At 71.9% G+C, this 26041-nt stretch carries 24 protein-coding genes; 6 read left to right on the top strand and 18 right to left on the bottom strand.

The genetic code is table 11. The features are described 5' to 3' along the window. Positions 1–6: 6 nt before the first annotated feature. Together LPC08_RS09720 and LPC08_RS09715 are read right to left on the bottom strand one after the other, a co-directional pair. A complete protein-coding gene (locus LPC08_RS09720) occupies positions 7–711 on the bottom strand; it encodes a response regulator (RefSeq protein ID WP_230452488.1) in 705 nt (234 codons plus the stop codon). After that, complete coding sequence (locus tag LPC08_RS09715) at positions 708–1250, bottom strand: MarR family winged helix-turn-helix transcriptional regulator (RefSeq protein ID WP_230452487.1); 543 nt, start codon at positions 1248–1250, stop codon at positions 708–710. Before LPC08_RS09715 ends, LPC08_RS09720 begins: the two co-directional genes overlap by 4 nt. Positions 1251–1364: 114 nt before the next feature. Between LPC08_RS09715 and LPC08_RS09710 the strand changes: the two genes are divergently transcribed. The 4 genes from LPC08_RS09710 to LPC08_RS09695 all read left to right on the top strand — a co-directional run bounded on the left by LPC08_RS09710 (position 1365) and on the right by LPC08_RS09695 (position 5495). Beyond that, positions 1365–2264 carry a branched-chain amino acid aminotransferase gene (locus tag LPC08_RS09710; RefSeq protein ID WP_230452486.1) on the top strand — a complete coding sequence of 300 codons (900 nt, stop codon included), beginning with the start codon at positions 1365–1367 and terminating at the stop codon, positions 2262–2264. A 198-nt stretch (positions 2265–2462) separates the two neighbouring features. Then, complete coding sequence (locus LPC08_RS09705; RefSeq protein WP_230452485.1) at positions 2463–2687, top strand: hypothetical protein; 225 nt, start codon at positions 2463–2465, stop codon at positions 2685–2687. 205 nt (positions 2688–2892) lie between these two features. After that, complete coding sequence (locus LPC08_RS09700) at positions 2893–4176, top strand: ArgE/DapE family deacylase (RefSeq protein WP_230452484.1); 1284 nt, start codon at positions 2893–2895, stop codon at positions 4174–4176. Positions 4177–4187: 11 nt separating this feature from the next. Continuing rightward, a complete protein-coding gene (locus LPC08_RS09695) occupies positions 4188–5495 on the top strand; it encodes a class I SAM-dependent methyltransferase (RefSeq protein ID WP_230452483.1) in 1308 nt (435 codons plus the stop codon). Positions 5496–5544: 49 nt separating this feature from the next. On the opposite strand, the gene LPC08_RS09690 is transcribed toward LPC08_RS09695, so the two are convergent. The 14 genes from LPC08_RS09690 to LPC08_RS09625 all read right to left on the bottom strand — a co-directional run bounded on the left by LPC08_RS09690 (position 5545) and on the right by LPC08_RS09625 (position 18927). Continuing rightward, the gene (locus LPC08_RS09690; RefSeq protein WP_230452482.1) at positions 5545–7131 is read right to left on the bottom strand and encodes an ABC transporter substrate-binding protein; all 1587 of its coding nucleotides are present in this window, start codon (positions 7129–7131) and stop codon (positions 5545–5547) included. Between the two features lie 617 nt (positions 7132–7748). Beyond that, positions 7749–9137: a hypothetical protein gene (locus LPC08_RS09685; RefSeq protein WP_230452481.1), complete on the bottom strand. Its 1389-nt coding sequence runs from the start codon at positions 9135–9137 to the stop codon at positions 7749–7751. Beyond that, entirely contained in the window at positions 9125–9601 is a 477-nt protein-coding gene (locus LPC08_RS09680) for a molybdenum cofactor biosynthesis protein MoaE (protein ID WP_230452480.1), read from the bottom strand. Before LPC08_RS09680 ends, LPC08_RS09685 begins: the two co-directional genes overlap by 13 nt. Continuing rightward, positions 9594–9845 carry a molybdopterin converting factor subunit 1 gene (gene moaD / locus LPC08_RS09675; RefSeq protein WP_230452479.1) on the bottom strand — a complete coding sequence of 84 codons (252 nt, stop codon included), beginning with the start codon at positions 9843–9845 and terminating at the stop codon, positions 9594–9596. Before moaD ends, LPC08_RS09680 begins: the two co-directional genes overlap by 8 nt. 9 nt (positions 9846–9854) lie before the next feature. Beyond that, positions 9855–10526, bottom strand: a complete 672-nt coding sequence (locus LPC08_RS09670) for a hypothetical protein (protein ID WP_230452478.1) — start codon at positions 10524–10526, stop codon at positions 9855–9857. 218 nt (positions 10527–10744) lie between these two features. Then, positions 10745–11356 carry a CDP-diacylglycerol--glycerol-3-phosphate 3-phosphatidyltransferase gene (gene pgsA, locus LPC08_RS09665; RefSeq protein WP_230452477.1) on the bottom strand — a complete coding sequence of 204 codons (612 nt, stop codon included), beginning with the start codon at positions 11354–11356 and terminating at the stop codon, positions 10745–10747. Positions 11357–11371: 15 nt separating this feature from the next. Then, positions 11372–13276, bottom strand: coding sequence for an excinuclease ABC subunit UvrC (uvrC, locus tag LPC08_RS09660; RefSeq protein WP_230452476.1), 1905 nt, complete (start codon positions 13274–13276; stop codon positions 11372–11374). A gap of 307 nt (positions 13277–13583) precedes the next feature. Then, positions 13584–13985: a dihydroneopterin aldolase gene (folB, locus tag LPC08_RS09655; RefSeq protein WP_230452475.1), complete on the bottom strand. Its 402-nt coding sequence runs from the start codon at positions 13983–13985 to the stop codon at positions 13584–13586. Beyond that, the gene (locus LPC08_RS09650) at positions 13982–14758 is read right to left on the bottom strand and encodes an SDR family oxidoreductase (protein WP_230452474.1); all 777 of its coding nucleotides are present in this window, start codon (positions 14756–14758) and stop codon (positions 13982–13984) included. Before LPC08_RS09650 ends, folB begins: the two co-directional genes overlap by 4 nt. Before the next feature lie 64 nt (positions 14759–14822). Continuing rightward, positions 14823–15224 (bottom strand): DUF1398 domain-containing protein, encoded by a 402-nt coding sequence (locus tag LPC08_RS09645; protein WP_230452473.1) that lies wholly within the window; start codon positions 15222–15224, stop codon positions 14823–14825. 31 nt (positions 15225–15255) lie between these two features. After that, complete coding sequence (locus tag LPC08_RS09640; protein ID WP_230452472.1) at positions 15256–15711, bottom strand: MarR family winged helix-turn-helix transcriptional regulator; 456 nt, start codon at positions 15709–15711, stop codon at positions 15256–15258. Positions 15712–15879: 168 nt separating this feature from the next. Further along, positions 15880–17457, bottom strand: a complete 1578-nt coding sequence (locus tag LPC08_RS09635) for an ABC transporter substrate-binding protein (RefSeq protein WP_230452471.1) — start codon at positions 17455–17457, stop codon at positions 15880–15882. 15 nt (positions 17458–17472) lie between these two features. Next, positions 17473–18357 (bottom strand): amidohydrolase family protein, encoded by an 885-nt coding sequence (locus LPC08_RS09630; RefSeq protein ID WP_255702338.1) that lies wholly within the window; start codon positions 18355–18357, stop codon positions 17473–17475. A gap of 141 nt (positions 18358–18498) precedes the next feature. After that, positions 18499–18927, bottom strand: coding sequence for an SRPBCC family protein (locus LPC08_RS09625; protein WP_230452470.1), 429 nt, complete (start codon positions 18925–18927; stop codon positions 18499–18501). Between the two features lie 239 nt (positions 18928–19166). Here LPC08_RS09625 and LPC08_RS09620 point away from each other — a divergent pair, with 239 nt between their 5' ends. Then, entirely contained in the window at positions 19167–21347 is a 2181-nt protein-coding gene (locus tag LPC08_RS09620) for a TonB-dependent siderophore receptor (RefSeq protein ID WP_230452469.1), read from the top strand. A 12-nt stretch (positions 21348–21359) separates the two neighbouring features. Here LPC08_RS09620 and uvrB read toward each other — a convergent pair whose 3' ends face one another. Next, positions 21360–23546: an excinuclease ABC subunit UvrB gene (uvrB, locus tag LPC08_RS09615; RefSeq protein ID WP_230452468.1), complete on the bottom strand. Its 2187-nt coding sequence runs from the start codon at positions 23544–23546 to the stop codon at positions 21360–21362. A 99-nt stretch (positions 23547–23645) separates the two neighbouring features. Then, on the bottom strand, positions 23646–24986 hold the full coding sequence (locus tag LPC08_RS09610; RefSeq protein ID WP_230453036.1) for an Nramp family divalent metal transporter: 1341 nt from the start codon (positions 24984–24986) through the stop codon (positions 23646–23648). Positions 24987–25267: 281 nt separating this feature from the next. Here LPC08_RS09610 and tam point away from each other — a divergent pair, with 281 nt between their 5' ends. Continuing rightward, complete coding sequence (gene tam / locus LPC08_RS09605) at positions 25268–26041, top strand: trans-aconitate 2-methyltransferase (RefSeq protein WP_230452467.1); 774 nt, start codon at positions 25268–25270, stop codon at positions 26039–26041.

Below are 26041 nucleotides of genomic sequence, written 5' to 3'. Positions count from 1 at the left end.
GCATGCTCATGGCCCGGGCCGCAGCACGTAGCCGCGGTGGCGCACGGTCTGCAGGAAGCGCGGCTCGCGCGGGTCGGGCTCGATCTTGCGGCGCAGCCGGGTGACCTGCACGTCCACCGCCCGTTCCCCCGCATCGGGGGTGCCGAGGGCGGCGGCGATCTCCTCGCGCGACAGCACCTCGCCGGCGCGCTTCGCCAGCGCCGTCAGCAGCGCCGCCTCGCCGCCGGTCAGGCGCACCGTGCCCTCGGGCCCGCGCAGCTCGCCGCGCTCCGGGTCGAACCAGCGGGGGCCGAGCTGCACGGGGGCGGTGGGCAGGCTGGAAGGGGCGGGGGGCGCGGCGCGGCGCAGGATGGCGCGCACCCGCTGCGCCAGCTCGCGCGGGTCGAAGGGCTTGGCGAGGTAGTCGTCCGCCCCGTGCTCGAAGCCGGCCACCCGGTCGTCGGGGGAGCCGGCGGCGGTGAGCATCAGCACCGGCACGTCCTGGCTCTCGCGCCGCAGGGATTCCACCAGCTGCAGGCCCGTCTCGCCCGGCATCATCACGTCCAGCACCAGCAGGTCATAGGCCATACCGGCCAGGGCCTGCCGCGCGGCCGCGGCATCGCCCGCGACGCTGACCCGGAAGCCCTGCTCGGCCAGGAAGCGCTGCAACAGGCCACGCAGGCGGGGATCGTCGTCCACCACCAGCAGGTGCGCGGGATCGGCCTCCGTCACCGGCGCATGCTCCCCAGCCGGTCGAGCTGCGCCCGCGCCTCCGGCCCCATCAGGCCGCGCATGACCCGGCGGAACCCGTCCACCGCGGCCGGCCCGGCCTCGCGGTAGGCGTGCATCACCGTTTCCCGCTGCCGTTCGAACAGGCGGCGCTCCAGGATGCAGCCCTGCTCGGTCAGGGTCAGCAGCCGTTGCCGCCGGTCCACCCGGCCCGCCGCCTGGGTGACGTAGCCCTGCTCGATCATCGGGGTCAGCACCCGGCCGAGCGACTGCTTGGTGATGGACAGGATGGCCAGCAGGTCTCCCACCGTCAGGCCCGGACGCCGCCCGACGAAGTGCAGCACGCGGTGGTGCGCCCGGCCCATCCCCAGCTCCTCCAGGATGGCGTCGGCGCCCGCCGTGAAGTCGCGGTAGCCGAAGAACAGCAGGTCCTGGGCAAGGCGCAGCTCGTCCTCGCGGAGGAACAGGTGCTCGCGCCCCGCCGAGGCGCCGCCGGTCGGAGCCGGCGTCCTGCGCTCGCCACCAATCGGCCCTTCGGGCATGGCCGGCATGTCTCCCTGTTGGGTCAGCTTTGTTGACGTAAAATGCGCGATCGGTCTAGCCTCCGGCCTATCAAGCAATATTATTTCGTAAAAATCCATTTGGAGTTTTCGATCATGGCTGTGATGCCCTTCGACGATCGGGATGGGTGGATCTGGATGGATGGCGCCTTCCTCCCCTGGCGGGAGGCGAAGACGCATGTCCTGACCCATGGGCTGCACTATGCATCCGGAGTCTTCGAGGGCGAACGCTGCTACGCCGGGAATATCTTCAAGCTGCGCGAGCACACCGAGCGGCTGATCCGGTCCGGCCGCCTCCTGGGCTTCGAGATCCCCTATACGGCCGACGAGATCGACGCCGCCTGCATCGAGACGGTGCGGCGCAACGGCCATGCCGAGGCCTATGTCCGCCCCATCGCCTATCGCGGGTCGGAGATGCTGGCCGTCTCCGCCCAGCACACGCGGATCCACCTCGCCATCGCCTGCTGGGGCTGGCCGAACCTGTTCGGCGAGAACCGGATGAAGGGCATCCGCCTGAGCATGGCCCGGTGGCGCCGTCCGGCCCCGGACACGGCGCCGACCGCCTCCAAGGCCACCGGCCTGTACATGATCGGCACCCTGTCCAAGCATCAGGCGGAGGCGGAGGGCTTCGACGATGCCATGATGCTCGACCACAAGGGGGACGTCGCCGAGGCGACCGGCGCCAACGCCTTCTTCGTCTTCGACGGCGAGGTGCATACCCCCACCCCCGTCTGCTTCCTGGACGGCATCACCCGCCGCACGGTGATGCGCCTGGCCCGGAACCGGCAGATGAAGGTCGTCGAGCGCACCATCAGGGCCGAGGAGCTGCCGAAGGCGAGCGAGGTCTTCCTGGCCGGCACCGCGGCCGAGGTGACGCCGGTGCGCGCCATCGGCGAGCACGGCTACACCCCGGCCCGGATCACCGAGACCCTGATCGCCGACTACGAGGCGCTGGTGCGGATGAGCCCGGCCGAGGTCGCCCGCCTTTCGGCCTGACCGGCTCCGGCCAGCCCTGCTCCGGCCAGCCCGGTTTGGGCCCGTGCGGTTTGGGCCCGTCCGGAGGAAGGGCGGGCCGTGCCATCGGTGCGGCCCCGCCTCCGCGTTCCCCCGGCCGGACGGGCACAGCAGCAAATCCTTGCATCCCTCGCGGCACGGGGCCCTTACTCCCCCACAACAAGGGTGGAGGAGTCCCCTGTGGCAAGCCTGGATCTCACCGACTTCCTCGACAAGGCGCATGAGCAGACGCCGCTCTCCAAGCTCCTGGATCTGCCGGTCTCGGCGATCCAGGGCGTCAGCGAGGCGGATGGCGAGGCGCTGAAGAAGGCGTTCGGCATCAAGACGATCGGCGATCTCGGCCGCAACAAGTACTTCGTCCTGGCCCAGTCGATGGCCCAGCTGGTGCAGTTCGCCGGCAAGTAGCGGACCAAGACCGTGCCATGCCCTGCCGCGCCCCGCAGGGTGTGGGCGGGTGCCGGGATCGGCTCAGGGCCGGCCCTCCCATTCCGCCGCGGGCTCGCCGGCTGCAGAGCCGTTGCGGGACGCCGCGCGTCGCGGCTGGCGCGCGACGTGCTTGGCCCCCGGCGTGTGGCGGAGTCATGCTCCCGCACCCACCCCGGAGACCGAGATGCCTGATCCCGCCCTGCTCAAGCGCCTGGAAGCTGCGATCGACGCGAACTGGGACAGGGAGGTCGCCTGGTTGCAGGAGCTCGTCCGCTTCCCCAGCCTGCGCGGCCGCGAGGCGCCCTGCCAGGACTGGATCGCCCGGGAGTTCGCGAAGCGCGGCTGGGACGTGGACCGCTACACCCTGGCCGAGGTGAGCATGGAGGGCCTGCCCGGCTTCTCCCCCGTGATGGACACCGACTACACCCGGGCCGTGCAGGTGGTGGCGACCGTGCGCGCGCCGAAGCCCGAGGGCCGCAGCCTGATCCTGCAGGGTCATGTCGACGTGGTCCCCCCCGGGCCCGAGGACATGTGGACCTACCCGCCCTTCGACCCGGTGGTGAAGGACGGCTTCATGAACGGCCGCGGCGCGCACGACATGAAGCAGGGCGTGGCCGCGATGGTCTTCGCGATGGATGCGCTGCGGACGGCCGGCCTCGCCCCCGCCGCGGATGTCTATGTCCAGACGGTGACGGAGGAGGAGTGCACCGGCAACGGCGCGCTTTCCACCCTCGCGCGCGGCTACCGCGCCGAGGCCTGCCTGATCCCGGAGCCGACCGGCAACACCATCGGCCGGGCGGCGGTCGGGGTGATGTGGTTCCGCCTGCGCGTGCGCGGCGTGCCCGTCCACGTGGCGCGCGCCCAGACCGGCAGCAACGCCATCATGTCCGCCTATACGCTGATCCAGGCGGTCTATGCCCTGACGGCGAAGATCAATGAGCGCGCGAAGTCGCACCCCTGGTTCAAGGAGATCGCCAACCCGGTGAAGTTCAACCCGGGCGTGATCCGCGGCGGCGACTGGGGCAGCTCCACCCCCGCCTGGTGCGAGGTGGACTGCCGCATCGGCCTGCTGCCCGGCACCTCATTGGAGGAGGCGCGGCGCGAGCTCACGGAGGCGGTCATGGCGGCGGCCCGGGCGGACAACTTCCTCGCCAACAACCCGCCGGAGGTGATCTGGAACGGCTTCCAGGCGGATGGCCATGTGCTGGAGCCGGGCAGCGAGGCCGAGGCCGTGCTCGGCCAGGCGCATGAGGCGGTGCTGGGCGAGCCGATGCAGGCGCGGCTGGGTACGGGCGTGAACGACACCCGCTTCTACGACCTGTACTACAACGTGAAGGCCCTTTGCTACGGACCGGGCGGCGAGGGCGCGCATGCCTTCGACGAGCGGGTGGACCTCGCCAGCCTGAAGCGCACCACGCTGGTGCTGGCGGGCTTCATCGCGGACTGGTGCGGCACCCGGCCGATCTGAGACGGCTGGCGGTGCGCCACGGTCCGGACCGACGGCTCGACGCGGCGCGCCGCCTGCTCACCCATCTGTGGGAGACGCTCCGGCCCGGCGTCCCGGTGCGGCTCTGGAACGGCGAGGTCGTGCCGCCCGAGGCCGTGCCGGCGGGCGGCGTGATGCTGGCGCTGAACAGCCCGGAGGCGGTGACGCGTCTGGTCCGGCGCCCCCGGCTCGCCACCGTCATCGAGTTGGTCGCCGACGGCGATCTCTCGATCGAGGGCGGGACGCTGCTGGATCTGGCGGCGCGGCGTGGCGCCCTGCAACGCCGGGGGCTGGCGCGGCGCCTGGACAAGCGGCTGGTGCTCGGCGCGCTGCTGCCCTTCCTGTTCCGCGGCAGGGCCGGCGCCGCCGGAAGCCATGCCTATGCCGGGGTGGACGCCGCGAAGGATGCCAGGGGCCGCGACAACAAGGCCCTCGTCCAGTTCCACTACGACCTGTCCAACGCCTTCTACGGCCTCTTCCTCGATCCGGAGATGGTCTATTCCTGCGCCTATTTCCCCGACTGGGACGCCAGCCTGGACGACGCGCAGCGGGCGAAGCTGGAGATGACCTGCCGCAAGCTGCGGCTGCGGCCCGGCGAACGGTTCCTCGACATCGGCTGCGGCTGGGGCGGACTCGTCTGCCATGCCGCGCAGCATTTCGGGGTCCTGGCCCACGGCGTCACCCTGTCCCAGGCGCAGCTCGACTTCGCCCGCGAGAAGGTCGCCCGCCTCGGCCTGCAGGACCGGGTCATGCTGGAGTTGAAGGACTACAAGGATCTGTCCGGCGAGTACGACAAGATCGCCTCGATCGGCATGTTCGAGCATGTGGGGCTCGACAACCACGCCGCCTACTTCGCGACGATGCGCCGCCTGCTGCGGCCGCGGGGCCTCCTTCTCAACCACGCCATTGCCCGGCCGGCGAAGAAGGACCTCCGCACCTTCCGGCGCAAGCGGCCGGAATTCGCCGCGCTGACCCGCTACGTCTTTCCCGGCGGCGAGCTGGACTACATCGGCCTCTCCCTGACGAACCTGGAGCGGCATGGCTTCGAGGTGCACGACGTCGAGGGCTGGCGCGAGCATTACGGCCGCACCTGCCGCCTCTGGACGGAGCGGCTCTACGCCCGGCGCGAGGCGGCCGAAGAGGAGGTCGGCGCGGCCAGGACGCGGCTGTGGCTGCTCTACCTCGCCGGCTGCGCGCTCGCCTTCGAGCGCGGCAGCGTCGGGATCTTCCAGACCCTGTCCTCGAAGCGGGCACGAGGACCCAGCGGGCTGCCGCCGACGCGCGGCGACCTGTACCGGTGACCGGCAGCCCGCGGGCGGCGGGCGCGCCTCCCCGCGGTCAGGCCCCCGGTCAGGCCGGGCGCACGTTCCAGAACATCGGGATGCCCTTCAGCACGCCGGTGATGCTGGTCCGGTACGCCGTCGGCTGGATGTACTTGCCGAGCGGGTAGAACGGCACCTCCTCGAAGGCGGTGGCCTGGATGTCGCGGCAGATCGCCTGCTGCGCCGCGAGATCCGGTGCGGTGAACCAGGCGTCGCGCAGCGCCTCCGTGCGCGGCGAAGAGGACCAGCCGGCGTAGCCCGCCTCGCCCGTGCCGCGCAGGGCGATGTGCACGGCGGGGTTCAGCCAGTCCGTCCCCGCCCAACTGGTGACGAAGGCGTTCCAGCCGCCGGCTTCCGCCGCGTCCTTGCGGTTGCGCCGGGTCAGCATGGTGCCCCAGTCCAGCGCCAGGTAGTCCACGTTCATGCCGGCCTGCTTCAGCATGTCCGCCGCCACGTCGCCCTGGGACTTCAGCGAGGCGGAATCGGCCGGCACCATCAGCACGACCTTCTCGTTGTTGTAGCCTGCCTCCTTCAGCGCCTGCCGCACCTTGCCCATGTCGCGCGGCGTGGTGAGCCGGTCGAAGCCGACCTCGCTCGCCATCGGCGTGCCGGGGGCGAAGTAGCCGAGCGGCGTCTGGTAGAGCGCGGTGTCGCTGCCCACCAGCGCCTGCATGTAGCTCGGCTGGTCGAGGCCGGGCCACAGGGCGCGGCGGATCGCGGGGTTGTTGAAGGGCGGCTGCAGGTGGTTCACCCGCAGCATCGTCACCATCCCGGTGGGGTCGAGCACGTCCACCTTCACGCCGCGCGCGCGGCGGAGCAGGCCGAGCATCTCGTGGTTGGCGTATTCCATCCAGTCCTGCTCGCCCGCCTGGAGCGCCGCCGTGCCGGTGCTGACATCCGGCATGGTGGTCCATTCCACGCGGTCGTAGTGGACGACCTTCGGCCCGGCGGTCCAGTCGGGCGTCCCGCCCTCGCGTGGCTTGTACTTCTCGAACTTCGCATAGACGTTGCGCGCGCCCGGCACGCGCTCGCTGGACAGGAAGCGGAAGGGCCCGCTGCCGACGATCTCGGTGATCTGCTGGAAGGGGTCGGTGTTGGCGATCCGCTCCGGCATCATCGCGCAGAAGGGGGAGGGGACCTTGCCCAGCGCATCCGGCAGCAGCGGGAAGGGGCGCTTGAGCCGGAAGCGGATGGTGCGGTCGTCCGGCGCGCTCAGCTCGTCCGTGGTGGCGAGCAGCGTGCCGCCGAAGGGATCGCGCCTCGCCCAGCGGCGAATGCTGGCGACGCAGTCGCGCGCCAGCACCTTCTCGCCGTCATGCCAGAGCAGACCGTCGCGGAGCTTCAGGTTCCACAGCGTCCCGTCCGCCTCGACGGTATGGCCCTCCACCATCTGCGGCTGGGCCTTGAAGCTGCTGTCCACGCCGTAGAGCGTGTCCCAGACCAGGAAGCCGTGATTCCGGGTGACGTAGGGCGTGGTGTAGACCGGATCGAGGTAGACAAGGTCGATCTGCGGAATGAAGCGCAGCGTCGTCTGCCGCTGCGCCCGCACCTGCGCGGGCGCTGCCAGCGTGGCCGCCGCCAGGCCCACGCCCTTCAACACGCTGCGTCGATCCATGCGTATCCCAGGCTCCCGGTGCCGCGCCCGCGATGGCAAGGGTCGCATCGGGCCCGGGGCGGGCGGAGGACCGGTGCGACGCGCCGCGCAATGCAGGAGGCATGCCGGCCAGGCGCATCATGGCCGTACGCCGTATCGCGCCGCCAGGAAATCCGGCGAGCCCGGTCTCATACCGGCGGCGGGGCGTGGCCCTCCGCGCTGTCGTGTTCCGGCGGCGGACCGGAAGGGGACGCCGGCCTGCGGCATCGACGCGGTGCGTCGATCCCCGTCCCAAGCCCTCCCCTGCCGGGGCCACAAGCGGGCCCCGGGCCCCGGGCCCCGCTGGGAGTTGGTTCTACGCGGTAGGCATCAGCCTCTGGGCTGAACCCTGACGGAGCACGGACAGGCGGGACTCTGAAAACTCAGAAGGCGTCAGCAAGCGCGGACACCGTACCCGCCGAGGAGCATGGCTCCTCGGCGCCGTGACCCCGTGTCCGGCTGTCCCGCGGCAGCGCTGATCGGGTCCAGGGCCCGCAGGGTCCTGGCGGAGTGGGGGTATCGGGGGCGAGGCAGAGCCTTGCCCCCGGGCCACGCGTGCACCCCACGCCGGCACGGATCAAGGCTTCCCGCCGTCCGTATCAGAGCCCCGGATAACCCTCGGGCGGCCGTGCCTGCCGACGCAGATGCCGGCGGGGCTTCGGCAGCGGCAGCAGCAGCATCGCCACGAAGGGCATCAGCCAGGCGATCCGCGCCTGGTAGCGATCATGCGGGCCGGAGAGCGCGCCGGTCGCCACGGCGTTGGCGGTGATGCCGACCAGCACGCAAAGGATCAGGCCGAGCCGGCGGGGCTGGGCGCGCTCCGTCCACCACAGCCCGAGCAACGCCAGCGCACCGGCCACCAGGACCAGGCGGTGCGGCCAGCGGAAGGGCTCCGCCACCGGCGCCAGCGCGTCGCGCACCTGCGCGGAGGCGGTATAGGCCGCGCCCTCGCCGGGCCGGAAGCCTTCCGCGAGGCGCGGCGGCACCGATCCGCCCAGGGCGTAGCGCGAGAGCGTATCCCCCGCCTCCGCCATGAACAGTTGCCGCGCGGCATCGCGCAGGCCGTCCAGCGCGACGCGCAGCGGCTCGCGCCGCAGCGTCTCCGCCACGATCTCCCGTGCCTCGCCGGAGAGCAGCGCACCGCCGAGGAAGCGCGAGCGTCCCTCTGCATCCATGTTCACCGGGCTGTCGGGTTCCCAGAGGAAGACGTCGCTGTCGGTCGGCAGCCGCCCCGCCCAGGCGCAGAGATACCAACCCGAATCCGGGCAACGTGCCTCGATCGTCCGCGCCGCCGTGCCGTTCGCCACCAGCCGCGCCAGCAGGAAGGTCGCGCCATGCGGCGAGAGGGCGAGGCGGCCATGGCCCACGGCATTGGTCGCCAGCAACAGCACGACCGCGCCCGCGAGCGGCAGCGCGGCACGCAGCGCCGGCCGCCAGGAGCGCGCGAGCAGCATCACGAGCACCACCAGCGCCGCCGCCAGCGGCAAGTGCGACAGGTGCGACGCGATGGCCAGCAGGGTCAGCAGCGCGACCCAGGCGGCCTCGCCGCGCGAGAGGGAGTCCCGCGCCAGTCCGAGCAGGTAGATGCCCAGCACCGTCACCGGTGCCAGGATGTCCGGCATCAGCATCGCCGCCGACCAGGGCGCGGTGGTGAGCAGCGCCGTCGCGGCGCAGAGCAGCAGGTGCCGCGCCGGCTGCGCCTCGCCCAGGGCCGCCCGCTGCGTCAGCCAGAGAAGGTGCGACAGCATCAGGCCCTGCGCGATCACCGGCGGCCACAGGCTGACGCCCCAGTGGAAGGCGTGCAGCATCGGGCCGTAGATCCAGGGCTTGTCCCAGATCATCAGCGGCCCGGTCGTCTGGTGCAGGAAGGCGCCGCTGTCGCTGAACAGCAGCGGGTAGCGGTTGGCGAAGGCCGGCCAGATCAGCAGCAGGCCGGCGAGCAGGATGGCCGCGATGGCCTGGCCGCGGGAGGCGGTCAGCGGGACCAACGCCCGGCCCGGTCGTCGTCCTCCGCCTTCGCCTCGACCCAGCGCGCCTCGCCGCCGGCGAACTCCTCCTGCTTCCAGAAAGGGGCCCGGGTCTTGAGCCAGTCGATCAGGAAGGCGCAGGAGTCCAGCGCCGCCATGCGGTGCGCGCTCGCGGTCAGCACCAGCACGATCGGCTCGCCCGGGGTCAGCCGGCCGAAGCGATGGATCACCGTGCAGCCCAGCAGCGGCCAGCGCGCGGCGGCATCGTCCCGGATGGCGGCGATCGCTGCCTCCGTCATGGCGGGGTAGTGCTCGAGGGTCATGGCCACCAGCCCGCCGCCGCCACGGCAGACGCCCAGGAAGCTGGCCAGGCCGCCCACATCCTCCCGGCCCGCGATCAGCGCCGCCGTCTCGGCACCCAGGTCGAAGGGCGCCTCCTGCACGGCCACATGGCCGGGGAGGGGGCGGGCGGGCGGCTCAGCCACCGGTGACCGGGGGGAAGAAGGCCACCTCGTCGCCCGGACCGACGGGGTCCCCGGCGCGGCAGAAGGCCTGGTTCACCGCGGCGCGGATCTGCTTCGGATTGGCGAAGGCGGCGGCATGGCCGGGCGAGCGGCCCGCGAGCCAGGTCATCAGCGCGCCGACCGTGGCCACCTCCGGCGGGGGGGAGACCTCCTCCTCCGCCACCCCGGCCTTCTGGCGCACCCAGGCGAAGTACAGGACCCGCATCGCCGCCCGCTATTGCGGCGTCGGCACCACCTGCACCCGCCCGTCCGGGCCGATCAGGGTGGTGGTCGAGCCCTGCGGGATGGCGATGCCGCTGCCGCCGCCGGGGGTGGTGTAGGTCTGGTAGCTGCCCGTGCCGCCGGTGGTCGTCGCCGGCGCGCCGCCCGGAATGGGAATCACCCGCCCGTCCTGCCGCGGGGCCGGCGGCGTCGCCGGCGGGCCCGGCGGGGTGGAGAAGCGTGGCGGCGGGTCGAACTCGCGCGGCGGCTCCGGCGGGGTCGAGGCCGGGCTGCGGCGCGGCAGGCGGTTGCCGTCCGCGTCGCGGCCCTGGAGCTGGCGGCCGGGCGGCAGGCGCTCCTGTGGCCCCGGCAGCGCGGCGCCGTCGCGCAGGCTGCGCGGCACCGTGCCGGGTGCCGGGGCGCGCGGATTCGGCGCCAGCTCCGGCGGGATCGCCGGACCCGGCTCGGTGCTGAGCACGCGCGGCTGCGGCGCCAGGCCGCGCTCGCGCGTTGCGCGCTCCAGCGCGGGGGTGTCCTGCTGCTGGAACATGGTGGGGGCGTCCGGGTTGGCGAGGGTGGCCCGCGGCGCCTCCTCGGCCGGCCAGACATTGCCCGGCTCGGGCAGCAGCGGCGCGGCCGCGGCCGATGCCTCGGCGACGTCGTCCGGCGCCATCACGCGCTGCACGGTCAGGCTGCCGAGAGGCGCGGGCGGGCTCTGGCGCCCGAACGGCGCGAAGTCAGCCCCGCATCCCGCGAGGAGCAACGCGAGTGCGGTTGCTCCGGCCCTGGCCGGAATCGCGCGATGCGGCATCCGAATCCCTCTCTACTGCTGCCCAGGATGCGCCGGGGACCGCCCCGTCTCAAGCGCAGCCGGCGCCAGCCATCCCCTCAGGGGCCGTCCGGTCAGGATCGACCGCCGGCCGTGGTGCCCGTGCGGCGCGCGTCCTGCGCCCCCGCGTGCCGGAGTCCCGAATGCATGTAGTCCCAGCCCGTCGCCAGAGTCAGGGCGGCGGCCACCCAGAGCCCGGCCTCTCCCAGCGCCGAGAGGGGCAGGAAGGACAGGTGCAGCACCGCCGCGGCCGAGTCGCCCGCCAGCAGGACCCCCAGCGCCCCCATCTGGAAGCCGGTCTTCCATTTCGCGAGCGGGGTGACGGGCATCCCCACGCGCAGGCTGGCCAAGTACTCGCGCAGGCCGGAGACCAGGATCTCGCGCAGCATGATGACGATGGCCGGCAGCAGGCCCAGCAGCGAGAGGCGGTTGAACCCGGCCAGCAGCATCAGCGCCGCGCCGACCAGCAGCTTGTCCGCGATCGGGTCCAGCATCCGGCCGAAGGCGGAGGTCATCTGCCGCTCCCGGGCGATCTTGCCGTCGAAGTAGTCGGTGATGGCGGCGGCCGAGAAGACGGCGCAGGCGGCGAGGTCGCCCCAGCCGGACTGCGCGTAGGCGAGCAGCACCATCAGCGGGATGGCCGCGATGCGCGACAGGGTCAGCAGGTTGGGCAGGTCGGTCGGCATGGGGGCCCGACGCTTCTACCCCGCCGGCTCGCGCGGCGCCACGGCAGTGGGATGAAAGTGCTCGTGGATGCGCCTCGCCATGGCGGGGCCGATGCCCGGGCAGTTCGCCAGATCCTCCGGCCCGGCGTTGCGGACCCCCCGCGCCGAGCCGAAATGATTCAGCAGACGCCGCTTGATGGCCCCCCCCACGCCGGGGATGTCGTCCAGCTCGGACTTCACCAGCGCCCTGGAACGGCCGGCGCGGTGGGTGGTGATGGCGAAGCGGTGCGCCTCGTCGCGCAGCCGTTGCAGGTAGTAGAGCACCGCATCCCGGGGCGGGAGCTGGAAGGGGGCGTGGCCGGCGCGGTGGAACCATTCCCGCCCGGCATCGCGGTCGGGCCCCTTGGCGACGGCGACCATGGGGATGTCGTCCACCCCCAGCTCCGCCAGGATCTCCCGCGCGGCGTTGAGCTGGCCGAGGCCGCCATCGATCAGCACGAGGTCGGGCCAGGAGCCCTGCTCGCGCTCCGGGTCCTCCTTCAGCGCGCGGCCGAAGCGGCGCTCGAACACCTCGCGCATCATGGCGAAGTCGTCGCCGGGCTTCACCGGGCCCTTGATGCCGTACTTGCGGTAGGCCGGCTTGAGGAAGCCGCCGGGCCCGGCCGCGATCATCACGCCATAGGCATTGGCGCCCTGGATGTGGCTGTTGTCGTAGACCTCGATCCGCTCCGGGGTGGCGGGCAGGTCGAAGACCTTCGCCACGCCCTCCAGCAGGGCGGTCTGGGCGGTGCCCTCCGCCAGCTTGCGCTCCAGCGCCTCCCGCGCGTTGGTCGCGGCGTGCTCCACGGCGGCGCGCTTGTCGCCGCGCCTGGGGTGGTGGACCTCCACCTTGCGCCCAGCCTTCAGCGTCAGCGCCTCGGCCAGCAGGGCGGCCTCCGCGATCTCGTGGCTGACCAGCACCAGGGGCGGCGGGGGCAGGTCGTCGTAGAGCTGGGCCAGGAAGGCCTCCAGCACCTCCTCCGGCGGGATGTCCTGGCGGGCATGGGCGGGGAAGAAGGCGCGGTTGCCGTTGTTGCGGCCGCCGCGGAAGAAGAAGACCTGCACGCAGGCCTGCCCCGCCGCCTGGTGCACCGCCACCACGTCCGCGTCGCCCACCCCCTCCATGTTGATCCGGTCCCGCCCCTGGACATGGGTGAGGCCGCGGATGCGGTCGCGGATGGCCGCCGCGCGCTCGAATTCCAGCGCCTCGGCCGCCTCCTCCATCTCCCGCGCCAGGCGCTTCTGGATCGAGGGGACCTCGCCGGAGAGGAACTGCTTGGCCTCCCGCACCAGCGCGGCATAGCCCTCCTGGTCGATCCGCCCGGTGCAGGGGGCGGAGCAGCGGCGGATCTGGTGCAGCAGGCAGGGGCGGTCGCGGCTGTCGAAGACGCTGTCGCGGCAGGAGCGCAGCAGGAAGACCCGCTGCAAGGCGGTCAGCGTCTGGTTCACCGCCCAGGCGGAGGCGAAGGGACCCCAGTAGGAGGCGCCCTTGCGCCGCTCGCCGCGGTGCTTGGCGATCTGCGGAAAGGGGTGGTCCTCGGTGATGACCAGCCAGGGATAGGACTTGTCGTCCCGCAGCACGATGTTGAAGCGCGGCCGCAACCGCTTGATCAGGTTGGCTTCGAGCAGCAGCGCCTCCGCCTCGGAGGCGGTGGTGATGACCTCCAGGCTGCGGGTCTCGAACACCATCCGCTTCAGCCGGTCCGGCAGGCGCGCGACCTGGGTGTAGCTGTAGACCCGCTTGCGGAGCTGGCGCGCCTTGCCGACGTAGAGCGCGTCCCCCTTGGCATCCAGCATGCGGTAGACGCCCGGCGACAGGGGCAGGGTCGCCAGGGCCTTCTCGATCACCTCCCGGCCCTCCATCGGGGGGAGGGGGGCACTCTCTTCGTGGGCGAAAGCCATTCTGCTGTGCGGTCTGCTCTGGGGTTCCGAGGCTTTTCGGGGTTTTCCCCCGATCCTGTGGATAAGCTGGTGGATGAGATGGGGGCTTTCACGCCCAAGGCCATGGTTTTCGCGGCTCGGCACCGATTGCCCATCCTTTGGGCATCGCGCTAAGTCATTGTTTTTTCATTCAAAATACCCGATGCACAGTGTTACATCGCCGTCAAGACGGAAAATATGGCTTGACCGGGCCGTCGCGGGGCCGGTTGGGGATGTTTTTCCGGACCCGGCCCGATCCGGTTGTTACCCCAGCAATTTGTGCGGCTGCTCAGGGCCTTTCACGAATTCGTTCGACTGTCACACCGACCGCCGCGGCATCGGCGAGCGCGTCCGGCTTGGCGACGGTGACCGCCACGGCCGCGAGTCGGGGCTCGGCGCCGAGCATCCGCACGGCGATCTTCTCCGCCAGGGTTTCCGCCAGCCACGTATGGCCGGTCAGGGCGACCGCCCGGGCATGGGCGGCCATGGCCGCGTAGTCCACCACCCGGGGCAGGCGGTCATGGCCGACGCCGTGCGGCGCGTCCGGGTCCTCCGCCAGCATCTCCAGGTCGATGACCACCCGCTGCACCGTCTCGTGCTCGTGGTCATAGACCCCGAGGCGTGCCTGCAACTCCAGGCCGCGCACGAAGACGCGCCGCAGCCGGCGCGAGGCGTCGGGGGCGTAGGTCATTCCGCGACCCCCGCCCCGCGGACCGGGGACCACTGCAGGTGCTGGCCCCCGTCCAGCGCCAGCATCTGCCCGGTAAAGGAGGGCAGGGCGAGGATGGCCAGCAGCGCGCGCCCGACCTCCTCGGGGCCGGTGCCCCGGCGCAGGGGGGTGGAGGCACACTGCGCGGCGAACTGCGCCTCGGTCTGGCGGGGCGAGGGCAGGGCCGGGCCAGGGCCGATCCCGGCGACGCGGATGCGCGGCGCCAGGGCCAGGGCCAGGGTCTGGGTCAGGGTCCACAGCCCCGCCTTCGACAGGGTGTAGGTCGTGAAGTGGGGGGTGAGGGACCAGACCCGCTCGTCCAGCATGTTCACCACCACGCCCTCTGCCGTCTCCGGCAGGGCGCGGGCGAAGGCCTGGGAGAGGGTGAAGGGGGCGCGCAGGTTCGGCTCCAGATGCGCGTCCCAGCTCTCCCGGCTGGCGCTGTCCCATTCATCGCGTTCGAAGGTCGAGGCGCTGTTCACCAGCACGCCGAGCGGGCCAAGGGCGGCCGTGGCCTCCGGCACCAGCCGCGCCACCTCCGCCTCCTGCCCTAGATCCGCGCGCAGCAGCACCGCGCGGCGGCCGCGGGCCTGGATCTCCGCCGCCGTCGCGGTCGCCGCCTCGCCACTGTCCCGGTGATGGACGGCCAGGTCGAAGCCGGCATCCGCCAGTGCCAGCGCCAGGGCGCGGCCGAGCCGCTTCGCGCCGCCGGTCACCAGGGCGGCGCGGGGGATGGTGGAGGGGATGGGCCACATGCCGCGGGCTGTAGACCCTGCCGGGGGCGCCGTCACCGCCCATGGTGGGAGCTGGCCCGCCCGATCAGGAGTGCAGGGCGGGGAAGGGTTCGACATGGGTTTCCCCCGTCCGGCCGTAATAGACCGCGCGCCGCCCGGGGATGGAGACGAGGTAGCCGACGCAGCCGGCGGCCCCGATGCGGTCGCAGAACTCCCTGTAGGAAAGGCTGCGCGCCTGGACGGCACGGATCGCCGCCTCTACCCCCGTCGCCGAGAAGGCGGCGGCCGCGGCCCCGCCTGCCTGCGCGGGCAGCCGGTGCGAGCGGCCGTCCGGGAGGTAGTAGGTCCGCTCGGCCCGGGCGAGGTCGGCGTGGTAGCGCTCGATCCCCGCAGCCGACAGGCGCCGCAGCACCTCCGGGAAGTCCAGCCGGCCCTCATCCGAGCCCTGGGTGCAGTCCCGCAGCACGCTCTCCAATCCTCGGTCCATGGTCCGCCCTTTCCGCTTGGGTTCACCCGTTTCAGCCGACCGGCGCGGCCCGCAGCCCGTGCCGGCGCACGATGTCCCGCATCGCCGCCTCGATCGCCTGACGCTCCGCGGGGTCCAGATGGCCGAAGAACTCCGCGTCGTTGCGGTCCGCGAGGGTCGCGAGGACGGGGACCAGCGCCCGCCCCTCCGCCGTCAGCCACAGGTTCTGCGTCCGGCGGTCGCGTCCGCCCGGCCCGCGCAGGAGCAGCGCCTTGGCGATCAGCCGTTCGGCCAGCTTGGAGATGGCGCCGCGCGTCAGGCCCAGGCGCTCCGCGACCTCGCTGGGCGCCGCGCCGTCGCGCTCATGCAGCTCCCGCAGCAGCACCCACTCGGCGGCCGTGACGTCATGCGCGGCGAGCTTCAGGCCGAAGGCGTGGGAGACGTGGTTCGAGACGTAGCGCAGCCAGTAGCCGAGATGGGCCTCCAGCGGGGTGGGGGAATCCGTCATCTGGCCTCCGTGACAGGGTCCAGGAGAGCGGGATATGGTTTCCTAGTCAACTTCTTTCCGTTGCCATTGGCCGCGATAGAGGGAAGGCGAGGCCGCGCGGCGCCCGCCGCCCTCCCGTCACGACGGAAGGGCGGCACGGGGACCTTTCCCGAACCGCCGCCCCGTGCCTCAGCCGGCCCGCAGGTTCCAGAACACCGGAAAGCCGCCCAGCACGCCGGACAGGCTCTTCCGGTAGGCGGTGGCATACAGGTACTGCCCCAGCGGCACGTAGGGCACGTCGCGGAAGGCCTGGCCCTGGAGTTCCTCGGCCAGTCGCTTCTGGTCCGGCAGGTCGGCCGCATCCAGCCAGCGCCCGCGCAGGGATTCGATCGCCGGACTGTCCGGCCAGCCGGGCGCGGCGCCGGCACCGTTCGCCCAGAGCATGCTGTGGGTCACCGGGCTCACCTGGTCGCTGCCGCCGGTGAAGTTGCTGTAGACGCTCCAGCCGCCCTTCTCGACCGGCTCGCGGCTCTGGCGCCGCTGCACCAGCGTGCCCCAGTCGATCGCCTGATAGTCCAGGTTGAAGCCCAGCTTCTGGAGCAGGTCGGCGGTGACGTCGGCGACGGCCCGCAGGATCGGCAGGTCGGTGGCGCCGAGGAGCACGACCTTCTCGCCCTTGTAGCCGGCATCCTGGATCTGCCGCTTCGCACGGGCGATGTCGCGCGGGCCGGTCAGGGCCTCCAGCCCCGTGGTGTTCGCCATCGGGGTGCCGGGGCAGAAGTATCCGACCTTGTCCTTCCACAGCGTCGGATCGGTGCCCGCCGCCGCCTGCATGAACTCCTCCTGGCTGACCGCGCCCAACACGGCGCGGCGGATCTCCGCACGGTCGAAGGGCGCGACCATGTGGTTCATGCGCAGGATGCCGACATACCCGGTGGGGTCCTGCACCTCGACCGCGAGGTTGCGGTCGCGCTTCAACAGCGGCAGCAGGTCCGGCGGCGGCAGCTCCCACCACTCGATCTCGCCGGTGCGCAGCGCGCCGGATGCCGCGGCGGGATCCGGCATCACCGTCCATTCCACCCGGTCGACATGCACCGCCTTCGGTCCCGCCGTCCCGCTCGGCGTGCCGTCCGGGCGCGGGCGGTAGTCGGCGAAGCGTTCGTAGACGTAGCGGGAGCCGGGCACGCGCTCGCCGGTCACGAAGCGGAAGGGGCCGCTGCCCACCACCTCCGGCACCTGGCGGAACGGATCGGTCGCCGCGATCCGCTCCGGCATGATCGCCGCCATGTTGTTGGTGGCCTTGCCCAGCGCATAGGGAAGCTGCGGGAAGGGGCGCTTCAGGCGGAAGACCAGGGTGCGGTCGTCGGGGGCGGAGAGATCGTCGGTGGCGGCGAAGAGGGTCTGGCCGAAATTGTCGCGCTTGCCCCAGCGGTTCAGGCTGGCCACGCAGTCCCGCGCCAGAACCGGCGTGCCGTCGTGGAAGCGCAGTCCCTCGCGCAGCGTCAGCGTCCAGCGCTTCCCGTCATCCTCGACCACATGTCCCTCGACCATCTGCGGCGAGGCGCGGAACTGCGAATCCACGCCATAGAGCGTGTCGAACACCATGTAGGCGTGGTGGCGGGTGACATAGGCCGAGGTCCAGACGGGATCGAGCACCGCCAGGTCCGACTGCGGCACGAAGCGCAGCACGCGGCCGGCCTGGGCGAGGCCCAGCCGCGGCGCGGCCAGGGCGGCGGCGGCCGTCCCGAGGAAGGCACGACGAAGCATGACGGAAGGCTCCTGTCAGGGGTAGCGGTAGAGGCGCGCGGCGTTGTCGTGGAAGACGGCGCGCTGCTCCTCCGGCGTGTATTCGCGGAGGATCGCGCGGAAGGCGTCACACATGGGGGCGAATTCCATGTGGCGCCTCGCCACGGGGAAGTCGCTGGCGAAGAGGCAGCGCCCCGGCCCGAAGGCGTCGATGCAGCAGCGAAGGGTGTCGCGCAGCGCGGGCAACGAATGATCGGTGGCGTAGCCGGCGAATTCCGAAAGCTTGAGGGCGATGTTGGGCCGCGCCGCCATCAGGGCGAGGCCGCGCTTCCAGCGCGCGATCCCTTCCGCGTCGCGGTCGTTCGGCGTGCCGCAGTGGTTGACGATGAAGATCTGGTCCGGGAAGTCCGCCGCCAGCGCCGCCACCTCCTCCGACTGGTGCGGGTTCATCAGCAGGTCGAGCGCCAGCCCATGCGCCCCCAGCGCGGCGAGGCCGCGGCGCCAACCGGCTTCGTTCACGAGCCCGCGGCGGGTCCAGCGCTTGGCCGGATCGGGGTGCCAGCGGATGGTCTCGCGCAGCGCGGCGACCCGCGGGATGGCGGCCTGCGCCGCCACCCGTTCCCCGGCATCGGGCGAATCCAGCGGGACATGGGCGACGTAGCGGGCGGCGATCCCCTCGGGGCGGGGAAGCGATTCCAGCCAGAGCGTCTCCTCCAGCGCGTCGCGGGCGCGGTCCCACAGCGCCTCGACATGGACCGTCGCCACGATCCCCTGGCCGGCCGCATCCCGCAGGTAGTCGTCCGGAAGGTAGTTCCGCCGCAGGTAGCCGATGTCCCCGAGGGCGCGGACGCCCGCGCCGGCATCGGTGATCCAGGGATGCCGGCCCAGCGAGAGGTCCCAGAGGTGGTGATGGGCATCGATGACCGGCCCGCGTTAGAGCGGCGGCGTCATCCCTGCGCGGCATCCATGGAACCCGGCCCCTTGCCCGCGTCGTGCTGCGCGGACACGAAAGCGCGGCTCCCTCCCCCCGGCAAGGGGGGAGGGCCAGTCGGGCCCTGCGGCTCAGATCCCCGGTTCCTGCGTGGCGCTGTGGCCGAAAAGCCGGCTGGGCGCATCCTGCGTCGGCTCGGCCGGGTCGCCGCCATGGGCGCGCTCCAGGTGGGACTTCAGGCTTTGCAGCGCGGCCTCCATCCCGTGTTCCGCCGCCTCGTGCGGCGTCTCCGCCTCGGTCGGGTCGTTCGGGCGCGCCACCTCGTGCTCCAGGGTCAGGTGCACCGTGGCGATCCGGCCGGCGCCCGTGACGCGGAACTCGCCCGCCGGCTCGAAGCGCCAGCGCACGACCCCGGCGGCCTTGTCCGCCTTCAGCTCTCCCTCCGGCAGGGCTCCCTCCTCGCGCCGGAGCTGCGGCAGCCAGTCGACGACATGGGCCGGGTCGGCGAGGTAGCGGAAGACCTCCTCCGGAGGCCGGGCGATGGTGATCTGTTGCTTCATGCGATCGGCGCCTCCGTCATGATTGCCGGGCCAACGCCACCCCGAAGACGACGGTTGCCGGGGGAGCGGTGCAAGGCTGCCACAGCATGGCACGATCCGCGCGGCGGCGACGAAAGGCAAATGAGAAGCCTTTGCATTACGAGTCCGGCCGCCTATTGATGCCCGGTCGCAATTCGCAACGACGGACCTTTTCCCGCACCGGGATGGCGGGAGTGGGGGCCGCAGGACCTTGAGCCCCGATGACCTCGCACCGGCGTCGCACGACGCTCCTCCTCTGCCTGCTCGCCGGGACGGCGCTCGGCGGCACGCTCGCCTGTCACCCCGCCCTGGGACAGGGCGCCGATGACGGCGTGACGGTGCTGCCGGAGGTGGACGTGCAGGGCCGCGGCGAGAGCGCCCTGGACCCCGTGCGCGGCTTCGTCGCGAACCAGCAGATCACCGGCACCAAGACGGACACGCCGCTGATCGAGAACCCGCAGTCGATCTCCGTCATCACCCGTGACCAGATCGACAGCCGCCAGGCCCAGACGCTGGGCGAGGCGCTGCGCTACACCGCCGGCATCCGCGGCGAGAACTACGGCCCGGATTCGCGCACGGACTGGTTCCAGCTGCGCGGCTTCAACGCCCAGGACAACGGCCTGTTCCTGAACGGGCTGCGCTTCAACACGGGCTATGCCGGCAGCGTCTTCGAGACCTACGGGCTGGAGCGCTACGAGGTGCTGCGCGGCCCGACCTCGGTGCTCTACGGCCAGATCGCGCCCGGCGGCCTGATCAACATGGTGCAGCGCCGGCCGAGCGACGAGCCGTCCGGCGAGGTGCGGCTCACCGCCGGCTCCTACAGTCGGTGGCAGGGGCAGGGCTACTCGACCGGCCGGCTGACGCCCGACGGGACCTGGACCTACAACATCACCGGCCTGCTGCGCGACAGCGACACGCAGGTGGACCGCGTCAAGGACAACCGCGTCTACCTCGGCCCGGCCGTCACCTGGCAGCCGACCGGCGACACGCGCATCACGCTGATGGGCTACTACCAGCGCGACCAGACCTCGGGCGGGCAGTTCCTGCCCTATGAGGGCACGGTGACGCGCACGCCCTATGGCCGCATCTCGACGCGCCGCTTCACCGGCGAGCCCGATTTCGACCGCTTCAACCGCACCCAGTACGGCGTCGGCTACGAGCTGCAGCACCGCTTCGACGATGTCTGGTCGGTGCAGCAGAACCTGCGCTACGGCCATACCGGCATCGACTGGGCCCAGGTCTACGGCGTGGGGCTGGCCAGCGACGGACGCACGCTGAACCGCTTCGCCTATCGGCCGGAGATCGACGTCAACACCTTCCAGGTGGACAACCAGGTCCAGGCGCGCTTCGCCACCGGGCCGCTGAACCACCAGGTGCTGATGGGCTTCGACTACAGCCAGATCTTCTACCGCAACCTCCAGGCCTTCGCGCCGGTCGCCTCGCTGGACCTGTTCAACCCCGTCTACGGCGCGACCATCCCGAAGCTGTCGCCGCCCAACCTGAACGACCGCCAGGTGACGACGCAGTACGGCCTCTACGCCCAGGACCAGATCCGCTTCGACCGCTTCGTGCTGACCGCCGGCATCCGGCAGGACTGGGCCCTGGCCGACGTCGCCAACCGCGCGAACAGCCCGACCACGACGCGCGAGCAGAACGACGAGGCCTTCACCTGGCGGGCGGGGCTGCTCTACCTCGCCCCCAACGGCCTCGCGCCCTACGCCTCCTACGCGCGCTCCTTCCAGCCGCAGATCGGCGTGGACGCCTATGGCCGCGGCTTCGACCCGCTGGAGGGCGAGCAGTACGAGGTGGGCATCAAGTACCAGCCGCCGGGGGTGAACAGCCTGATCCAGGTCTCCGCCTTCCACCTGACCCAGCGCAACACGCTGACGGCCGATCCGAACAACCTCTTCAACCAGCTGCCGGTCGGCGAGGTACGGGTGCGCGGCGTGGAGATCGAGGGCGTCGCCAGCCTCGCGCGCGGGCTGAGCGTGATCGCGAACTACACCTACCTCGACCCCGAGATCACCAAAAGCAGCAATACCGCCGAGATCGGCCACCGCCCCAACGGCGTCGCCAAGAACAACGTCGCCGCCTGGGCCGACTACACCTTCCAGGAGGGTTCCGGCGGGCTGACAGGGCTGGGGCTGGGCTTCGGCGTCCGCTTCCTGGGCAACACCTCCGCCACCAACACCGGGGGCGCGGTGGTGCCCTCCACCACGCTGTTCGACGCGGCGGTGCGCTACGACCTCGGGCAGCTCAGCCCGTCGCTGAAGGGGCTGCAGGCCGCGGTCAACGCCAGCAACCTGTTCGACACGCGCTATGTCGGCCGCTGCGCCACCGAGTCTTCCTGCTTCTACGGCAACCGGCTGAACGTGCTGGGCAGCATCAGCTACCGCTGGTAGCCGCGTCGCCTGTCAGGGGCCTGCGCGCCGGCGTCCACGCCCGCGCGCGGCCTTCTTCTCCGGGTCGTAGCCGCCGCCCCCCGGGCCCAGCGGCTTCGGCTTCCAGTCGCCCTTCGGCCTGGCCTCCCGGCCGGAGGGCATGGGCGCGTCGAGGCCCAGCTCCATCGCCTCCAGCCGCTTGATCTCGTCGCGCAGCCGCGCGGCGGTCTCGAACTCCAGGTCGGCGGCGGCGGCGCGCATGCGCTTTTCCAGCTCCGCGATGGAGGAGCGCAGGTCCTTGCCGACGAAATGCGCCGTCTCGGAGCCTTCCACGGCGTCCACCGTGACGTAGTCCTGCTCGTAGACGGATTGCAGCACGTCGGCGATGTCGCGGCGGATGGTCTGGGGCGTGATGCCGTTCGCCTCGTTGTAGGCCTGCTGCTTGGCCCGGCGCCGCTCCGTCTCGCCCAGCGCGCGGGTCAGGCTGTCGGTCATGCGGTCGGCATAGAGCACGACGCGCCCGTCGGCGTTGCGCGCGGCGCGGCCGATGGTCTGGATCAGCGAGGTGGTGGAGCGCAGGAAGCCCTCCTTGTCCGCGTCCAGGATCGCGACCAGGGCGCATTCGGGGATGTCCAGCCCCTCGCGCAGCAGGTTGATGCCGATCAGCACGTCGAAGACGCCCTTGCGCAGGTCGCGGATGATCTCGATGCGCTCCAGCGTGTCCACGTCCGAGTGGAGGTAGCGGCACTTGATGCCCGTCTCCGTCATGTACTCGGTCAGGTCCTCGGCCATGCGCTTGGTCAGCGTCGTGACCAGCACGCGGCCGCCCTTCTCGCGGATGGCGCGGCACTCGGCGAGGAGGTCGTCCACCTGGCCCTCGACGGGGCGGATCTCGGTGACCGGGTCGATCAGCCCGGTGGGGCGGATCACCTGCTCGGCGAAGGCGCCCTGGGTGCGCTCCATCTCCCACGGGCCCGGCGTCGCGGAGACGAAGACGGAGTTGGGGCGGAAGCTGTCCCACTCCTCGAACTTCAGGGGTCGGTTGTCCATGCAGGAGGGCAGGCGGAAGCCGTGCTCGGCCAGGATCGACTTGCGCGCGAAGTCGCCCCGGTACATGCCGCCGATCTGCGGCACGGTGACGTGGCTCTCGTCCACCACCAGCAGGGCGTTGTCCGGCAGGTACTCGAACAGTGTCGGCGGCGGCATCCCGGGACCGCGACCGGAGAGGTATCGGGAGTAGTTCTCGATGCCCTTGCAGACGCCGGTGGTCTCCAGCATCTCGATGTCGAAGGTGGTGCGCTGCTCCAGCCGCTGCGCCTCCAGCAGCCGGCCCTCGGCGGTCAGCTCCTCCAGCCGCTGGCGCAGCTCGACCTTGATCTGCTTGATCGCCTGGATCAGCGTCGGGCGGGGCGTGACATAGTGGCTGTTGGCGTAGATCGCCACGCGCTCCATCTCGCCCGAGATCTCGCCGGTCAGCGGGTCGAATTCGCGCAGGCTGTCCACCTCGTCGCCGAACAGGGAGACGCGCCAGGCGCGGTCCTCCATGTGCGAGGGCCAGATGTCCACGCTCTCGCCGCGCACGCGGAAGGTGCCGCGCTGGAAGGCGGCGTCGTTGCGGCGGTACTGCTGCTCGACCAGCGCCTTGAGCAGCACGTCGCGGTCGATCCGCCCGCCCTTCTCCAGCCGCACGGTCATGCCGGAATAGGTCTCGACCGAGCCGATGCCGTAGATGCAGGAGACGGAGGCCACGATCACCACGTCGCCCCGCTCCAGCAGCGCCTGGGTGGCAGAGTGGCGCATCCGGTCGATCTGCTCGTTGATCTGGCTGTCTTTTTCTATGTAGGTGTCGGTCCGGGGGACATAGGCCTCCGGCTGGTAGTAGTCGTAGTAGGACACGAAGTACTCGACCGCGTTGTCGGGGAAGAAGGACTTCATCTCGCCATAGAGCTGGGCCGCCAGCGTCTTGTTCGGCGCCAGGATGAGGGTCGGGCGCTGCACCGCCTCGATCACCTTGGCCATGGTGAAGGTCTTGCCCGAGCCGGTGACGCCCAGCAGCACCTGGTCCCGCTCCCCCTGGCGCAGCCCGGCCACGAGGTCGGCGATGGCGGTCGGCTGGTCGCCCCCGGGCTCGAAGGGGGAGACGACCGTCAGCGGGCGCTGCGGGGGGGGGGATTCCCGCTTGACCGGCGTGAACAGGACGGGGGGGGTGAGGAGGTTCATGGCCGGGGCGGAATGTGGGGGCGCCCCGGCCCCGGCGCCACCCGTCCGGCCCCACGGTTTGCGGGCGTCCGCGACCCGGCCGGAAGGAAGGGGGCGCGGCTAGCCCGGCCCGGCCAGGAAGTCCCAGATCAGCTTGGCGTTCAGCGCCAGGATCAGCGCGGCCGAGGCCCAGCCCAGCGCCATCTGCCAGGCCGGGGCGGCCAGCGGCCCCATCCTCCGCCGGCTGCCGACGAACAGCATCAGGGGCACGACGGCGAAGGGAAGCTGGAGCGACAGCACCACCTGCGACAGCACCAGCAGCTCCGCCGTCCCCGTCTCGCCATAGGCCCAGGTGACGGCCACGGCCGGGATGATGGCGATGCCCCGGGTGATCAGCCGGCGTATGAAGGGCGGCAGGCGGATGTGCAGGAAGCCCTCCATCACCACCTGCCCGGCCAGGGTGGCGGTGACGGTGGAGTTGATGCCGCTCAGCAGCAGCGCCACGGCGAAGAGGCTGGCCGCCGCCGCGCTGCCCAGCATCGGCGCCAGCAGGCGGTAGGCGTCCTGCAGCTCGGCCACCTCGTGCTGCCCGCCCGCGTGGAAGACGGCCGCGGCGGTGATCAGGATGGCGGAGTTCACCACCAGCGCCACGGTCAGGGCGAGGGAGCTGTCCCAGCTCGCGAAGCGGATCGCCTCCCGCTTCGCCGGCAGGTCGTGGGCGATGGCCCGGGACTGCACCAGGGCGGTGTGGAGGTAGAGGTTGTGCGGCATCACCGTGGCGCCGAGGATGCCCATGGCCAGGTAGAGCTGCCGCCGGTCCGTCACGATCGAGCCGGAGGGCAGGTAGCCGCGCAGCAGCGCCCCCCATTCCGGGTCGGACAGCGCCACCTGCACCACGAAGCAGCCGAGGATGAGCAGGATCAGCCCGGCCACCAGAGCCTCCACCCACCGTACCCCCCGGTGCTGGAGCCAGAGGATCAGGAAGGCGTCCAGCGCCGTCAGCACCACGCCATAGAGCAGGGGGATGCCGAACAGCAGTTGCAGCGCGATGGCCGTGCCGATCAGTTCGGCGAGGTCGGTGGCGCAGATCGCCAGCTCCGCCAGCGCCCAGAGGGGCAGGGAGGCCCAGCGCGGGAAGCGGCTGCGGCAGAGCTGCGCCAGGTCCTGCCCCGTCGCGATCCCCAGCCGCACGCAGAGCGCCTGGAGCAGCATCGCCATCAGCGAGGAGAGCAGCGCGACGGAGAGCAGCGTGTAGCCGAAGGCCGACCCGCCCGCGAGCGCGGTGGCCCAGTTCCCCGGGTCCATGTAGCCCACGGCGACGAGGTAGCCCGGCCCGAGGAAGGCGGCGAAGCGCCGCAGCACCGCCCCGTGCCGCGGCACCGCCACGCTCCGATTCACCTCCGGCAGGCTGGAGGGCGGCGGGCTGGCCGGCGCTTGGGCCTCGACTCGGGCGTCGTTCAGGTCAGGGATCTCCGGCGGGCGGCGCCCTGATGATGGGGCAGGCGGGTGGAAGCGCAATTCCTGCCCGCCGTGCCGGCCCGTTGCCAGGGCCGGACGTCCCGCTGAAGCTGGGGCGCTGTCCGGGGATGGCCCACGCACCGGCCACCGCCGGGCCGGGAGCGCCTCGCGCGCGCGTCATCGGGACGGCGGGCCGGGGTGGGCCTGCCGGGGGACAACCGGTCCGGCTGGCCTCCACCCGGCCTGCCGGGCCATGGATGATCCATGGCGGATGGGGACGGGACATGACCTGGTCGGCGACGCAGTACACGCGGTTCGAGGACGAGCGCACACGGCCGGTGCGGGACCTGCTGGCCCAGCTTCCCCAGCGGCCGGTGGCGGCGGCCATCGACCTCGGCTGCGGTCCCGGCAACTCCACGGAGCTGCTGCGGGCCCGTTTCCCCGGGGCGGCCGTGTCCGGCCTCGACAGCTCCGCGGACATGCTGGCGGCCGCCCGGCAGCGCCTCCCGGAGGTGGCGTTCGTGCTCGGCGACATCGCGGCCTGGGACGGTCCCGAGCGGTACGACGTGATCCTGGCCAACGCCTCGCTGCAATGGGTGCCCGACCACGCCGCGCTCCTGCCGGCGCTGGTGCGGCGCCTGGCGCCGGGCGGGCAGCTCGCGGTGCAGATGCCGGACAACCTCGACGAGCCGGCCCACCGGCTGATGCGGGAGGTCGCGGCGGAAGGACCCTGGGCCGCCAGGCTGGCGGCGGCCACGGCGGCCCGGGCGCCGCGCCGCGGGGCAGGGTGGTACGTCGCCACCCTGCGCGGCCTGGGTACACGGGTCGATGCCTGGATCACCACCTACCACCACCCCCTGGCCGGTGGCGCGGCGGCCGTGGTGGAGTGGTTCAAGGGCAGCGGGCTGCGGCCCTTCCTCGACCCGCTGGACGCGGCGGAGCGGTCGGAATTCCTGCGGCGTTACGAGGCGGGGGTGGCGCGGGCCTATCCCGCGCTGGAGGATGGCACGGTGCTGCTGCCCTTCCCCAGGCTGTTCTTCGTCGCCACGCGCGACTGA

It is taken from the genome of Roseomonas sp. OT10 (assembly GCF_020991085.1).
GTDB lineage: Bacteria > Pseudomonadota > Alphaproteobacteria > Acetobacterales > Acetobacteraceae > Roseomonas > Roseomonas cutis.
The sequence above is the reverse complement of the archived record's forward strand: the minus strand, read 5'-3'. Positions and strand labels throughout refer to the sequence as shown.